Source organism: Geothrix oryzisoli (genome assembly GCF_022808865.1).
Lineage (GTDB): Bacteria > Acidobacteriota > Holophagae > Holophagales > Holophagaceae > Geothrix > Geothrix oryzisoli.
In genome coordinates, this window is sequence record NZ_JAKZLB010000005.1 from 152,725 (window position 1) to 165,037 (window position 12,313).

General features: G+C 71.7%; 14 protein-coding genes. 7 read left to right on the forward strand and 7 right to left on the reverse strand.

Annotated elements, in window-relative coordinates; translation table 11 throughout:
• Window positions 1–2 precede the first annotated feature (2 nt).
• The 5 genes from MLE43_RS14155 (at window position 3) to MLE43_RS14175 (ending at window position 3,688) form a co-directional block, all read left to right on the forward strand.
• Window positions 3–416 carry a nucleoside 2-deoxyribosyltransferase gene (locus MLE43_RS14155; protein ID WP_243305165.1) on the forward strand — a complete coding sequence of 138 codons (414 nt, stop codon included), beginning with the start codon at window positions 3–5 and terminating at the stop codon, window positions 414–416.
• Window positions 417–442: 26 nt separating this feature from the next.
• Window positions 443–1,528, forward strand: a complete 1,086-nt coding sequence (locus MLE43_RS14160) for an aldo/keto reductase (protein WP_243305167.1) — start codon at window positions 443–445, stop codon at window positions 1,526–1,528.
• A gap of 209 nt (window positions 1,529–1,737) precedes the next feature.
• Entirely contained in the window at window positions 1,738–2,313 is a 576-nt protein-coding gene (locus MLE43_RS14165; protein WP_243305169.1) for a DinB family protein, read from the forward strand.
• 94 nt (window positions 2,314–2,407) lie between these two features.
• Window positions 2,408–2,758, forward strand: a complete 351-nt coding sequence (locus MLE43_RS14170) for a DUF2200 domain-containing protein (RefSeq protein WP_243305172.1) — start codon at window positions 2,408–2,410, stop codon at window positions 2,756–2,758.
• A gap of 72 nt (window positions 2,759–2,830) precedes the next feature.
• Entirely contained in the window at window positions 2,831–3,688 is an 858-nt protein-coding gene (locus MLE43_RS14175; RefSeq protein ID WP_243305173.1) for a class I SAM-dependent methyltransferase, read from the forward strand.
• A 31-nt stretch (window positions 3,689–3,719) separates the two neighbouring features.
• Here the strand turns inward: MLE43_RS14175 and MLE43_RS14180 are convergent, their stop codons facing one another.
• From MLE43_RS14180 to MLE43_RS14205, 6 genes are all read right to left on the reverse strand, one after another.
• Window positions 3,720–4,973: an MFS transporter gene (locus MLE43_RS14180; protein ID WP_243305175.1), complete on the reverse strand. Its 1,254-nt coding sequence runs from the start codon at window positions 4,971–4,973 to the stop codon at window positions 3,720–3,722.
• A 43-nt stretch (window positions 4,974–5,016) separates the two neighbouring features.
• A complete protein-coding gene (locus tag MLE43_RS14185) occupies window positions 5,017–6,228 on the reverse strand; it encodes an ABC transporter permease (RefSeq protein WP_243305177.1) in 1,212 nt (403 codons plus the stop codon).
• A 2-nt stretch (window positions 6,229–6,230) separates the two neighbouring features.
• Window positions 6,231–7,430, reverse strand: coding sequence for an ABC transporter permease (locus tag MLE43_RS14190; protein ID WP_243305179.1), 1,200 nt, complete (start codon window positions 7,428–7,430; stop codon window positions 6,231–6,233).
• Window positions 7,431–8,111 (reverse strand): ABC transporter ATP-binding protein, encoded by a 681-nt coding sequence (locus MLE43_RS14195; protein ID WP_243305181.1) that lies wholly within the window; start codon window positions 8,109–8,111, stop codon window positions 7,431–7,433. It lies immediately after the preceding gene.
• Entirely contained in the window at window positions 8,108–9,265 is a 1,158-nt protein-coding gene (locus MLE43_RS14200; RefSeq protein ID WP_243305184.1) for an efflux RND transporter periplasmic adaptor subunit, read from the reverse strand. The genes MLE43_RS14195 and MLE43_RS14200 overlap by 4 nt, the downstream gene beginning before the upstream one ends.
• Window positions 9,266–9,346: 81 nt before the next feature.
• A complete protein-coding gene (locus MLE43_RS14205; RefSeq protein ID WP_243305185.1) occupies window positions 9,347–10,150 on the reverse strand; it encodes a carbon-nitrogen family hydrolase in 804 nt (267 codons plus the stop codon).
• Window positions 10,151–10,289: 139 nt separating this feature from the next.
• Here MLE43_RS14205 and MLE43_RS14210 point away from each other — a divergent pair, with 139 nt between their 5' ends.
• Complete coding sequence (locus MLE43_RS14210; protein WP_275976267.1) at window positions 10,290–10,667, forward strand: hotdog fold thioesterase; 378 nt, start codon at window positions 10,290–10,292, stop codon at window positions 10,665–10,667.
• A 12-nt stretch (window positions 10,668–10,679) separates the two neighbouring features.
• Here the strand turns inward: MLE43_RS14210 and MLE43_RS14215 are convergent, their stop codons facing one another.
• Window positions 10,680–11,744 (reverse strand): NAD(P)/FAD-dependent oxidoreductase, encoded by a 1,065-nt coding sequence (locus tag MLE43_RS14215; RefSeq protein ID WP_243305191.1) that lies wholly within the window; start codon window positions 11,742–11,744, stop codon window positions 10,680–10,682.
• Window positions 11,745–11,882: 138 nt separating this feature from the next.
• Between MLE43_RS14215 and MLE43_RS14220 the strand changes: the two genes are divergently transcribed.
• Window positions 11,883–12,278, forward strand: coding sequence for a hypothetical protein (locus MLE43_RS14220; RefSeq protein ID WP_243305193.1), 396 nt, complete (start codon window positions 11,883–11,885; stop codon window positions 12,276–12,278).
• The last annotated feature ends 35 nt before the right edge of the window (window positions 12,279–12,313 follow it).

The following is a 12,313-nucleotide window of genomic DNA, read 5'->3' on the forward strand; positions in this document are numbered from 1 at the left end:
CCATGGACCTCTACCTCTCCTGCTCCCTCACCGGCGGACGCCAGGACCAGCCCGTGGTGGCGGCCCTCGTGGATCGGATGGAGGCCCTGGGCCACCGCGTGCTGACGGCCCACCTGGCCGACGCCTCCGCCATGGCCGCGGATGGGGGTCTGTCGCCCGAGGCTGTCTACGAGCGCGACACGGCCTGGCTCCGCGCCAGCGAGGCGGTGATCGCGGAGGTGAGCACGCCTTCCCACGGCGTGGGCTTCGAGATCGCCTACGCCCTGGAGCGCGGCAAGCCCGTGCTCTGCCTGGCCCGCGCAGGCGTCCGCGTCAGCAAGATGCTCACGGGCATCCGCCAGGAGAGTGTGGCCTTCCGGACCTACGGGGGCGTTGACGAAGCCCTCGCACACCTGGACGCCTTCCTGGCGCGATAATCAGGCACGCACTTCCGGAGGACGCCATGTCCGAGCCCGGCACCACCCGACGCGATCTCTTCAAGCTGGGGGCCGCCGCCGCGGCAGGCCTGGTCGCCACGCGCCTCGCGGCCCTGGAGGGCGCCCCGGCATCCATCGAGCCCGTGGCCCTGCATCCCGCGCCCCACGCGCCCTTCAATCCCGCCACGGCCGCGGCCATGCCCACGCGCAACCTGGGGCGCACGGGGCACAAGGTGGGGATCTTCAGCCTCGGTGGCCAGGCGGCCATCGAGAAGCCCCACAACGAGAAGGTGGCCATCCCCCTCATCGAGCGGGCCCTGGACCTCGGCGTGAACTACTGCGACACCTCCGCCCGCTATGGCGGCGAGGCCCGCTGGAGCGAGCAGTACTTCGGGCAGGTGATGAAGCGGCGGCGGCACGAGGCCTTCCTCGCCACCAAGACCCACGACCGCACGGCCGACGGCTCGATGCGGCTGCTGGAGACCTCCCTCAAGCTGCTCCAGACCGACCATGTGGACCTCTGGCAGCTCCACGCCATGAGCTCCATGAAGGATGTGGATGATGTCTGTGCCAAGGGCGGCGCCCTGGAGGCCTTCCAGAAGGCCCGCGACCAGAAGCTGGTGCGCTTCCTGGGCCTCAGCGGCCATACGGATCCGGATGTGCTGGCCGAGGCCATCCGCCGCTTCCCCTTCGACACGGTGCTCATGGCCTTCAACGCCGCCGACACCTGGCACCTGCCCTTCAAGAAGACCCTGCTGCCCCTGGCCGTGGAGAAGGAGATGGGCATCATCGGCATGAAGATCCCCGCCCGCGGCCGCATCCTGGCCGGTGTGCAGCCGCCGCCCCCCGAGCAGCGGCGCGGTACCGCAAAGCACGACCGCCCCGGCACCCTCACCATCAAAGAGGCCATGCGCTACACCTTGAGCCATCCCGTGAGCACCATCATCATCGGCGTGGACAACGTGGCCCAGCTCGAAGAGAACGTCCGCATCGCGGGGGAGTTCCTGCCCCTGAATCAGGCTCAGCTGGTCGCCCTTGAACAGAAGGTGAAGCCCGTCTATGGACAGGCCTCGTGGTACAAGCGCGACGCGCCGGCGAATCCGGAGAAATGAGAAAGGAACCCTGAGCCACCGATGACCCCGGATGGGCCGCGGTCACCCGGACATGCCGTCGAGGTCGCCCGAAGGCAACCGCCAAGATGCCCCGGTGGACCGGTGGTGATCCCACCTCCCAGCGGTTTGCCGAGTTCAAGGTCAGGTCTGCAACCCGGGCGGCATGCTCCGGAAGGTTCGCCCGAATGCCAGGGCAGTAGAATGGCCTCATGACTCCCCACAAGCCTTCCCTTGATGATCTCGTGGCTGTTTTGTCGCGCACCCCCGCCAGCCTGTCAGCCCTGCTTGGGGGATTGCCCCAGGCCCTGGTCACCGCCACCGAAGGCGGCGCCACATGGTCTCCATATGATGTGATGGGCCACCTGATTTACGGCGAACGCGCCAACTGGATCCCCCGCGCACGGCACATCCTCGCGGGCGAGACCCGCCCCTTCGAGCCATTTGACCGAACGGCTCAATTCAATCAGAGCCAAGGCAAGCCGCTGTCCGAGCTGCTCCAGACATTCGAAGGGCTCAGGCGGGACAATATGGCCACCCTCCTGGGCATGAACCTCAGGGAAACGGACTTCGACCGGACCGGGCTTCATCCTGAACTCGGTGAGGTCACCCTGGGCCAGCTCCTGGCCACTTGGGCTGTGCATGACCTGGACCATCTCGGCCAAATCGCCCGAACGCTCGCCAAGGTACACACCCGGGCGGTGGGCCCCTGGGGGCGCTACCTCTCGATTTTGAAGGATCGTCAGCCCGAGTCCGCCTCACCTCAGCCCGGGTTGAACAGGACCTGATCGTTCGCGGCAGCGGATAACGGCGCAAGGGTCCAGTCCGCCGAGCTTCCTTTCTAAGGCATCCCAGAACACCATCACGCCACGAGACGCCACCATGCCCCCACGCGATATCTCAAAGCTGCTTTTCACGACGGTCTATCCGCTCTATGTGCAAAAAGCCGAACGGAAGCATCGGACCAAGGAAGAGGTGGACACGATCATCTGCTGGCTGACGGGCTACAGCCGCGAACAGCTCCGCCACCACACAGCGGTCCAAATCGATTTCCAGACCTTTTTCGACCAGGCCCCGGCGATCCATCCAAACAGGGCTCACATCAAGGGGGTCGTCTGCGGCATTCGCGTCGAAGACATTCAAGATCCCATCACGCAGAAAATCAGGTATCTCGACAAGCTCATTGACGAGCTCGCCAAGGGCAAATCAATGGACAAGATCCTGCGCCAGTGAACCCAGCCTCCGATCTCTGGGCGCCATCTCCTCCCGCTAGACTGCCTTCGATGGTTTTTGAGCGAGGGCGCGATGCGTGAGAGACCTCTGGCGGCACCGGACAGTACGGCGGTTCGGGTGGCGTTGTGGCGGGCGCTGCACCTGGAGGTGGATGGGGCGCCGCCGGTGTTCCGGGACGAGGTGGGGCTGCGGCTGGCGGCGCCGGAGGCGGGCTGGCGGGAGCGGCCGGACATGGGGCCGTTCACGCGGCCCTTCCGGGCGTCCATCGTGGCCCGGGCGCGGTTCATCGAGGACTGGGTCGAGGAGCAAGCCGCCGGGGGCGTGGCGCAGGTTGTGTTCCTGGGCGCGGGGCTGGATACCTTCGCCCAGCGCCGGGCCGACCTGACCTCCCACATGACCGTCTTCGAGGTGGACCAGCCTGGGCCCCAGGCCTGGAAGCGCCAGCGGCTGCTGGACCTCGGCTTCGGCATCCCGGCTTGGCTGCGGCTCGTGCCCGTGGACTTCGAAGCCGGCGACGGCGAGTGGGAGCGGCTGGTGGCGGCGGGCTTCGACCCGCGTCGGCCGGCGGTGGTGGCTTCCACCGGCGTGAGCATGTACCTCACCCGGAAGGCCGTCGCGGCGATGCTGGGCCGGGTCGCGGCCCTGGCGCCGGGCTCCACGCTGGTGATGTCCTTCCTGGTACCCCTGGACATGGCTGCTCCCGAAGTGCGCCCCGGCATGGTGCGGGCCATGGAGGGCGCGCGGGCCAGCGGCACGCCCTTCCTCAGCTTCTTCGAGCCGCCGGAGCTGGTGGCCCTCGCCCGCGCCGCCGGGTTCCGCGAGGCCCGGCACGTGTCGTCCGGCCTGCTGGCCCAGCGCTACTTCACCGGTCGCACCGACGGCCTCCGCCCCCCGGATCCCGCCGAAGAGCTGCTGGTGGCGACCACCTGACGGCCATTCCGGACCCTTCGGCCCGGGCGTCTCAGCCCCCGTTCCGCTCCGCCCCCTGGGCGTGGAACAGCGTCCGGGCGCTCTGCCTCCAGGCCGGCAGGCGCAGCGCGAACACCAGACCGCCCAGCAGGCAGCCGGCGCCGCCCAGGGCCACGGTGAGGGGCGCCCCGAGGCGGTGCGCCAGGGTGCCGCCGAGGAGGGCGCCGATGGGGGCCATGCCCATGAACATCATCGAGTAGACGGACATGACCCGGCCCCGGAGGACATCCGGGACCATCATCTGGATGAGGGTGTTGCTGGAGGCCATCTGCACGATCATGCCGAAGCCCACGGGCAGCATGAGGAGCACGGAGAGCGGGAAGGCCCGCGACAGGGAGAAGGCGATGAGGGCCGCACCGAACCCTGACGCGCAGGCGGCGATCCACGCGCCGAGGCCCTTCGGGCTGGGCCGCATCGCCAGGATCACGGCCCCGGCCAGGGCGCCCATGCCGGAAGCGCCCATGAGGGTGCCCAGGGCTTTGGCCCCGCCGTGGAGGATCTGGCCCGCGAAGATCGGCATGAGCACGCTGTAGGGCATCCCCAGGAGGCTCACCAGGCCCAGCAGCAGGAGCAGGTCCCGGACGGGGCGGGTCCGGCGGACGTACCGGAACCCCTCGAGGATCGAGTGGCCGCTCGGCGAAGGCCGGCTGGGGGCGGGCTCGAGGTGCATGGCCAGCAGCCCGGCGATGACCGCGAGGTAGCTCACGCTGTTGATGAGGAAGCACCAGCCTTCGCCGACGGAGGCCACCAGCACACCGGCCACGGCGGGCCCCAGGATGCGCGCCCCGTTGAACATGGAGGAGTTCAGGGCGATGGCGTTCATCAGGTCGGTCCGCCCGACGGTCTGGGCCACGAAGACCTGGCGGGCCGGGATGTCGAAGGCGTTCACGAGGCCCAGCAGCAGCGAGGTGGTGATGATGTGCCACAGGTGGACGTGGCCCGTGAGCGTCAGGATCGCGAGGATGAGCGTCAGGCCCATGGAGGCGCTCTGGGTGATGACGATCAGCGTGTGGGGCTTCATGTGGTCGGCGGCCAGGCCGCCCACCGTGGCCAGGAGGAACACCGGGATCTGCCCGGCGAAAGCCACGAGGCCCAGCATGGAGGCCTGGCCCGTGAGCCGGTACACCAGCCAGGACTGGGCCACGGTCTGCATCCAGGTGCCGATGAGCGAGATCAGCTGGCCCGAGAAGAAGAGGCGGTAGTTGCGGTAGCGGAGGGCGCGGAGGGCGTCGGGGAGGCCGGGCATGGCCCGATTCTACCGGGTGCCTCGGGGGCGGTCGGCGCGGGAGCTACTCCGCCCGCAGGGCCTCGATGGGATCCAGGGAGGCGGCCTTTCTCGCGGGGAGCACGCCGGCGGCGGCGCCCACGACGAGGGTCACCAGGAGGGCGGCGGCCACGGCTTCGGGCGGCGTAGCCAGGGGCAGGCCGGGCACCAGCAGGCGGAGGAGGGCCTGAACCAGGCCGCCGAGGGCGAGGCCGCCGAGCCCTCCGCCCACGGCCAGCAGCACCGCCTCCAGGAAGAAGAGGGCCTGGACCGTCGGGCCGTCCACGCCCAGGGCCCGGAGGAGGCCGATCTCGGCGGTGCGCTCGTGTACGGAGATCCACAGCACCGTCAGGATCCCCATGGCGCCCACCACGAGGGAGATGGCGGCGATGGCGGTGACGGCCAGGGTCACGATGCCGATCACGCGTCCGAAGACCTCCAGCATCTCGGTCTGCGTGGTGAGGGTGAAGTCCTCCTCGCCGCGGTGCCGGGCCATGAGGGTGGCCTTGATCTGGCCCGTCAGGGCGGGGATGCCCTCGCTGGTGGCGGCCAGAAGGTCGATCTCCTGCAGCTCCGCCAGGTTGAACAGGCCCATGGCCGTGCCCACGGGGATGTAGGCGGTGTCGTCCAGATCGAAGCCCAGCAGCTGGCCCTTGGGCTCCATGACTCCGATGACGACGAGGCTCTCGGAGCCGATGCGGATCCGCTGGCCCAGGGGCGAGGCGCTGCCGAAGATCTCCCGGGCCAGCTTGGGTCCCAGCACCGCCAGGGAGGCTCGGCGCCCGGGGTCCAGGGGCGGGAGGAAGCTGCCCTGGGCCGTGCCGACGCCCCAGGCGCGGGGCAGCTCGTGGTTGACGCCGTAGATGTAGACGCTGCGCCCCCGTCCGCCCGCCTCCACCCGCCCCTGGCCCATGGCGACCGGGATCACGGCCTCCACGCCCGGCAGGCGGCGGAGGGCCTCCGCGTCCTCCGGCGTGAGCAGGTGGGTGGTGCCGCCGAACACGCCGGGCAGGCCCATGGTCTTCACCTTGCCGGGATTGATGGCCAGCAGGTTGGTGCCGAACTGGCTGAACTGGGACACGATGTACCGCCGCGTGCCCTCCCCCAGCGATGTCAGCAGCACCACGGCGGCCACGCCGATGCCCACGCCCAGCACCGAGAGGGCGGACCGGAGCCGGTGGCCGGCCACGGCCCCGAGGGCGAAGCGGAGGAGCTCGGCGGAGGGCAGCAGGGGCATCCTCACCTCCGCGCCAGGGCCGCGATGGGATCGAGCTGCGTGGCCCGCCGCGCCGGCCACACGCCGAACCCCACGCCGACCAGGAAGGAGAGGGCCATGGCCGCGCCCACGGACCAGAGGGGGATGGCGACCGGGAAGCCCGGGTAGGCGAGCGCCAGCAGGCCCACGCCGGCGGCGCCCGCCGCCAGCCCCGCCGCGCCGCCCAGGGCCGCGAGGATCACGGCCTCGGCGAGGAAGGCCAGGAGGATCCGCGGGGCCGGGGCGCCCAGGGCCTTGAGCAGGCCGATCTCCGCGCGCCGCTCGGTGACGGAGACGAGCATGACGTTCATGATCCCCACGCCCGCCACCACCAGGGAGACCGAGGCGATGCCCGCCAGCGAGAGCGTCAGGACCCGAAGGATGGCGGAGAAGGAGGCGAGCATGGCGTCCTGGGTGTAGACGGTCGCGTCCTCGGCCCGGTGGCGGTCCTTCAGGAGGGCGAGGACCTCGGCCTTGGCCTGGTCCATCTCGGCGAAGATCCGCACCTCGGCCACGATGCGGAAGAGGCTGGTGCGGTTGAACAGCCGCATGGCGGTGCGTACCGGAATGAAGGCCGCCTCGTCCAGGTCGAAGCCGAGCATGGACAGGCCGCGGGGCGCGAGGACGCCCACCACGCGGAAGCGGTCCGGGCCCACGCGGACCACCTGGCCCAGGGGGTTCTCCCCGCGGAACAGTTCCTGGGCCACCTTCGTGCCGAGGACGATCTCCGTCCCCGAACGCTCGGGATCGCCGGAGGGCAGGAAGGTCCCGACGGCCAGGCGGAGGCGGCGGATCTCCTGGTAGTCGGCGGTGGTGCCCAGGATGGGGGCCGAGCGGCCCAGGTCGCGGAAGCGCAGCGTCTCGGTGGCCACGGCGATGGGCGCGGCGCGGCGCAGGCGGCCCAGCCGCGCGAGGGCGGCGTGGTCCTCCAGCGTGAGGTCGTGGGTGACGCCGCCGAAGGGCACGCCACCGGTGGTCTCCACCTTGCCCGGCAGGATGATGACCAGGTTGGAGCCGAGGGTGGCGAACTCGTCCACGATGTAGCGCCGGGCGCCTTCCCCCAGGGCCGTGAGCGCGAGGACCGCCGTGATCCCGATGGCCACGCCCGCCACCGAGAGCGCGGTGCGCAGCCTGTGGCCCCGGAGGGCGCCCACGGCGAAGCCGAGCAGGTCGAGGAAGGCCATCTAGGCCTCCCCGCCGGGCGCGTCCGACGGCCGGCCGTCCGCCAGGTGCACCACCCGCCTGGCCCGGGCGGCGAGTAGGGGGTCGTGGGTTACCACCACCAGCGTCAGGCCCTGCCGGTTCATGGCCTCCAGCACCCCCATCACCTCCTGGGCCGAGGCGCGGTCCAGGTTGCCCGTGGGCTCGTCGGCGAGCACCACGGCGGGGTTCATGACCACGGCCCGGGCGATGGCGACCCGCTGGCGCTCCCCGCCCGAGAGCTGGTCCGGCCGGTGCGCGGCGCGTGGGAGGAGGCCCACGGAGGCGAGGGCCTGGGCCGCCCGCGCCTTCCGCTCCTTGCGGGGGACGCCGCTGAACAGCATGGGCAGCTCCACGTTCCCCTGGGCGGTGAGGCGGGGCAGCAGGTGGAAGAACTGGAAGACGAAGCCGATCCGCGTCCGGCGCAGCAGCGACCGCTCGGCTTCCGGCAGCGCCACCACGTCCCGGCCCTCGAAGCAGTAGCGGCCCTGGCTGGGGCGGTCCAGGCAGCCCAGGATGTGCAGCAGGGTGGACTTGCCAGACCCCGACGGGCCGATGAGCGCCACGTGCTCGCCCGGCGTGATGCTGAGGCTGACGTCCCGCAGGGCATGGACCACGCCCTCCCCCACCGGGTAGGTGCGCCACACGCCCTGCAGCTCGATCATGGCCCCTCCCGGCCCTGATCTTGGGCATGGGCACGAGCTCCGGGGCGGATGGCCGTGGCGTCCCGCACCGTGACCACCGGATCCCCCGCCGTGAGGCCCGAAAGGACCTCCGTGAACTGCCAGTTGCGCAGGCCGGTCTTCACCGTGCGCTCCACCAGCCGCCCGCCCTCCAGCACCAGCACCTTCCCACCCTCGGCGATGGCCGCGGTGGGGATGCGGAGCACGCCGTCCCGCCGGGCCACGATCACCTCCACATCGCTGGAGGTGCCGGGCAGGAAGCCCTGGGCGGACCAGGGATCCAGGGGCGACACTTCGACCTCCACCGTGCGGTTCTGCTCCTGGACATCCAGGACGTAGGGGGCCACGCGGTCGAGTCGGCCCGTCAGCTTCTGGCCGGGGTGGGAGTCGACGGTGATCCGCACCGGCATCCCGGCCCGCACCCGCTGGGAATCCACCTCGTCGATGGGCGCGCTGACGTAGAGCGTGGCCGGGTCGAAGAGGTCCAGCACCGCCGGGATGGGGATGCCCGTGGGCGAGGGCGTGATCCACTCACCCACCTCGCCCGAGCACTCCGCCACGAGGCCCGCGAAGGGCGCCCGCAGCTGGGTGAGGGCGAGCTGGGCCCGGGCCAGCCGCACCTGGCTGCGGGCCTCCCCCAGGGCGGCCCGCAGGGCCTGGCAGGTGGCGATGGCCCGGTCCCTGGCGCTCTGGAGGGCGTCCAGAGCCTGCGGACTGAGGACACCGTCCCGGCTCAGGGCTAGGCCCCGGGCCAGCTCCTTCTCCGCCAGGTCCGCCGCGAGGCAGGCTTCCCGCGTGCGCGCCTCCGCGGTGCGCACCTGGTCCTCCGCCAGGTTCAGCGCCGCCCGCTGCACCGAGTCCTCGATCTGGAGGAGCAGGTCCCCGGCGGCCACCCGGCTGCCCTTGCGGTGGGGCAGGGCGATCACCACGCCAGGGATCTGCGGCGAGAGCTTGGCCCGGCGGTGGGCCTTCACGGTACCCGCCCGGGTGTTGGCGACGATCTCCTCCACCGGCCCCGGCTCTGCGCGGGCGACCTTCACCGCCAGGCTCGGCTTCCGGAGGAGCCACGCCATGAGAAGGATCGCCCCGGCTCCGATCGCGAGGAGGACGGCGGCCCAGCGCGGCACCTTTCGCATACGCACCCATTCTAGGTTCCGCGCGCGGCCCAGGTAGGGGCGATCAAAGGCCCTCGAGGGCGGTGGACCCCGGGTCGGGGCTCATTCAACCAGGCGCCGGTACACCTCAGGCCGCCGGTCCTTGAGCACGGGAAACCGCTCACGCCACGCCCTCAGCGCCGAAAGGTCGAGGTCGCCCACCACCAGTCCCTCGGCTGCGTCACCCTTTGCCACAACCTCGCCGAAGGCGTCGTGGAGCGCGGAGGCGCCGGGGTAGTCGAGCCCGGCCCCGTCGCGGCCCACGCGGTTGGCGCCACAGACGGCCATCTGGTTCTCGATGGCGCGGGCTGCCAGCAGCGTCGACCAGGCGGCGATGCGGCGCACGGGCCAGTTGGCGGGGATGAAGACCACCTCGGCGCCCTTGGCCGCCAGGGCGCGGAAGGGTTCCGGGAAGCGCAGGTCGTAGCAGATCTGCAGGCCGCAGGGGACGCCATCGATCTCGAAGACGGGGCCGTCCGAACCGCCCGAGTAGTGCTGGTGCTCCTCGCCGTAGGAGAAGGGGTGGATCTTGCGGTAGGCCGCGAGCAGCGAGCCGCCCGGTGCGGTGACGAAGGCCGCGTTGCGGGGGTGGGGCGCGTGGGCCTCCACCGCGGAGGCCACCAGGTAGAGGCCGAACTCCCGGGACAGTGCCGCGACGGCCTCGGTGGTGGGGCCGGGAATGGATTCCGCGAAGGGCTCCGGCGCCATGGTGAAGCCCAGGGTGAACAGCTCCGGGAACACGGCCACCCGCGCGCCGGAACGGGCCGCTTCCGCCACGAAGCCCCGGGCCCGGGCCAGATTCGCGGCCGGGTCCTGCCAGACCGTGTCCTGCTGGACGAGGGCGACGCGGAGGGAGGCGGGGCGCATGGCCTGATCCTACCCGATCGGCGGGGTCGTTCCGAACCCGGGGGCGATACGCTGGAACCAGAGCCGCTCGGGCTCCCGGATGGATGGGCGCGTGGAACAGGTCTGGAAAACCCCCCTCTCGGTCGAACGGCTGACGGCCATGTGCGCGGACACGGCGGTGTCCCACCTCGGCATCGAATTCCTGGAGGTCGGGGACGACTTCATCCGGGCCCGGGTGCCGGTGAATGCCACCACCCGCCAGCCCATGGGCCTGCTGCATGGCGGCGTCTCGGTCGTCCTGGCGGAGACCATCGGGTCCTGCGGCGCAGCCTTCGCAGCGCCGCCGGGGCATCAGGTCGTGGGCCTCGAGATCAACGCCAACCACCTCCGCAGCGTGACCTCCGGGTGGGTCATCGGGACCGGCCGGCTGCTGCACCTCGGCCGCTCGACTCAGGTCTGGCAGATTGAGATGGCTGATGAGGCGGGTCGTCCCACCTGCATCTCGCGGCTCACCATCGCGGTGCTCGCGCCCCGCTGAACCGGGTGGCGATCAGCGGAAGCGGGCCGGATCCAGGGGGCCTCCCCCACGGCGGTCCATGAACCGCTCGGCCGCCAGGGCGCCCACGGCGAGGCCGCTGGTCATGCCGTGGCCGCCCAGGCCCGCGGACCAGAACAGGCGCGGGTTCCAGGGGTCCCAGCCGATGACGAAGCGGCGGTCCGGCGCGAAGGTGCGCAGGCCGGTCCAGTAGCGGGTGATGGGGCGTTCCGCCAGATCCGGCGCCAGCTCGCGCAGGCTGGCGAAGAGGCCCTCGAGCACCGCGGGATCCGTATCCGGCTGGCGGCCGCGTGGGGGCAGGGGCACGGCCACCTCCTCGCAGGGGCACATGAGGACGCCGCCGCTCTCGGGCCGCAGGTAGAAGGGGCGGTCCACCCACCAGGCCCAGGGCTCGGCCTGGGGATGGGCCGCGCCGCTCCAGACCAGCGAGCGCCGCAGGGGCGTGAAGCCGATGTGCGAGCCCGCCATCCGGCCGAGCTCGCCCGCCCAGGCGCCCGCGGCGATGGCCAGGGCTTTCGCGTGGAGGGGGCCGCGATCTGTGTCCAGGTCAAAGCCTGTTCCGGTGGCCTGCACGGCCGCCACCGCGCAGCCGAAGCGCAGCTCCGCGCCGCCGGCCCGGGCGCCCTCGGCGCAGGTCTGCAGCAGGCCCGCGGCGTCGATGACGCCATCGCCGGGGATGGCGAGATGTTCGGCAGCCCGGAGGCCGGGCAGGGGGATGCCTTCGCCGCGGTGGACCTCCACGCCGTGGCGGGCGGCCTCGGCCTCGAAGGCATCCAGGGGGCCGCGTTCCACGCTCACCAGGAGGCCGCCGCCGGCGGTCATCAGGCCGGCCTCCGCCAGCCGCCGGCGGCCCTCCACCGTCAGGGCCGTGTGCTCGTCACGGCCGGTCAGCGACCGGGCCACGGCCGCGTTGTGACCGCTGGCGTAGGTTCCGGGCTGGTCTTCGCGCTCCAGTAGGACGAGGCCCCGCTGGCCGGCCCGGGTCAGGTGGAACGCCAAGCTCAATCCGGCGATGCCGCCGCCGATGATCGCCACTTCCGCCGTCTCAACCGTGCCCATCTCTCCATCCTAGCGCCGATGGGCGCCGGGACTCGGTTTGGCGATGGGCGGGGCCTTTTCCGGTGTGACCGGCGTCAACCTTTTCGTGTTGCCACATGAGTGGAAGGCCTATCATGGAAGCCATCCGGAGGTTTCTCCGTGCGGACGATCCTGCGCGCCATCCTGGCCGTCGCGCTGCTCCTGGGCGGCGTGGGCGGGGACTGGGCGCTGGCGGGCGACCGGACCGCGTCGGCCCCGCACGAGTGCTGCTGCGGAATGATGCCCGGCGGCATGGGCGATCCCTGCCCATGCCCCAAGCCGGAGGGGAACCGCACGCCCCAGCGCGGCGCCTGCGCCGAGCGCCAGGTGGTCGTCGCCCCGGCGGCCCGCCGGGCCGAGCAGGGCGCCCGCCGGACCGAGCCCCGGCCCGAGCCGGCCGGCTGGGCCCGCGCGGCCTCCGAAGCGGGCCCCGTCCTTCGTCCTGTCTCCACCGAAGGCGGCCGCGACCCGGATCTGGGGCGGCACCTGGCGCGATTGGACACGCTCCGGATCTGATCCGGGATTGAGCGAAGCTCTGCCTGCCCGCGGGC

What these genes read in the sequence shown, in the direction of transcription:
- MLE43_RS14200 (WP_243305184.1), bottom strand. Translation starts at nt 9,265, where the DNA reads ATGCGAAAGGTGCCGCGCTGGGCCGCCGTCCTCCTCGCGATCGGAGCC.
- MLE43_RS14155 (WP_243305165.1), top strand. Translation starts at nt 3, where the DNA reads ATGGACCTCTACCTCTCCTGCTCCCTCACCGGCGGACGCCAGGACCAG.
- MLE43_RS14170 (WP_243305172.1), top strand. Translation starts at nt 2,408, where the DNA reads ATGCCCCCACGCGATATCTCAAAGCTGCTTTTCACGACGGTCTATCCG.
- MLE43_RS14205 (WP_243305185.1), bottom strand. Translation starts at nt 10,150, where the DNA reads ATGCGCCCCGCCTCCCTCCGCGTCGCCCTCGTCCAGCAGGACACGGTC.
- MLE43_RS14185 (WP_243305177.1), bottom strand. Translation starts at nt 6,228, where the DNA reads ATGCCCCTGCTGCCCTCCGCCGAGCTCCTCCGCTTCGCCCTCGGGGCC.
- MLE43_RS14215 (WP_243305191.1), bottom strand. Translation starts at nt 11,744, where the DNA reads ATGGGCACGGTTGAGACGGCGGAAGTGGCGATCATCGGCGGCGGCATC.
- MLE43_RS14210 (WP_275976267.1), top strand. Translation starts at nt 10,290, where the DNA reads ATGTGCGCGGACACGGCGGTGTCCCACCTCGGCATCGAATTCCTGGAG.
- MLE43_RS14175 (WP_243305173.1), top strand. Translation starts at nt 2,831, where the DNA reads ATGCGTGAGAGACCTCTGGCGGCACCGGACAGTACGGCGGTTCGGGTG.
- MLE43_RS14195 (WP_243305181.1), bottom strand. Translation starts at nt 8,111, where the DNA reads ATGATCGAGCTGCAGGGCGTGTGGCGCACCTACCCGGTGGGGGAGGGC.
- MLE43_RS14165 (WP_243305169.1), top strand. Translation starts at nt 1,738, where the DNA reads ATGACTCCCCACAAGCCTTCCCTTGATGATCTCGTGGCTGTTTTGTCG.
- MLE43_RS14180 (WP_243305175.1), bottom strand. Translation starts at nt 4,973, where the DNA reads ATGCCCGGCCTCCCCGACGCCCTCCGCGCCCTCCGCTACCGCAACTAC.
- MLE43_RS14160 (WP_243305167.1), top strand. Translation starts at nt 443, where the DNA reads ATGTCCGAGCCCGGCACCACCCGACGCGATCTCTTCAAGCTGGGGGCC.
- MLE43_RS14190 (WP_243305179.1), bottom strand. Translation starts at nt 7,430, where the DNA reads ATGGCCTTCCTCGACCTGCTCGGCTTCGCCGTGGGCGCCCTCCGGGGC.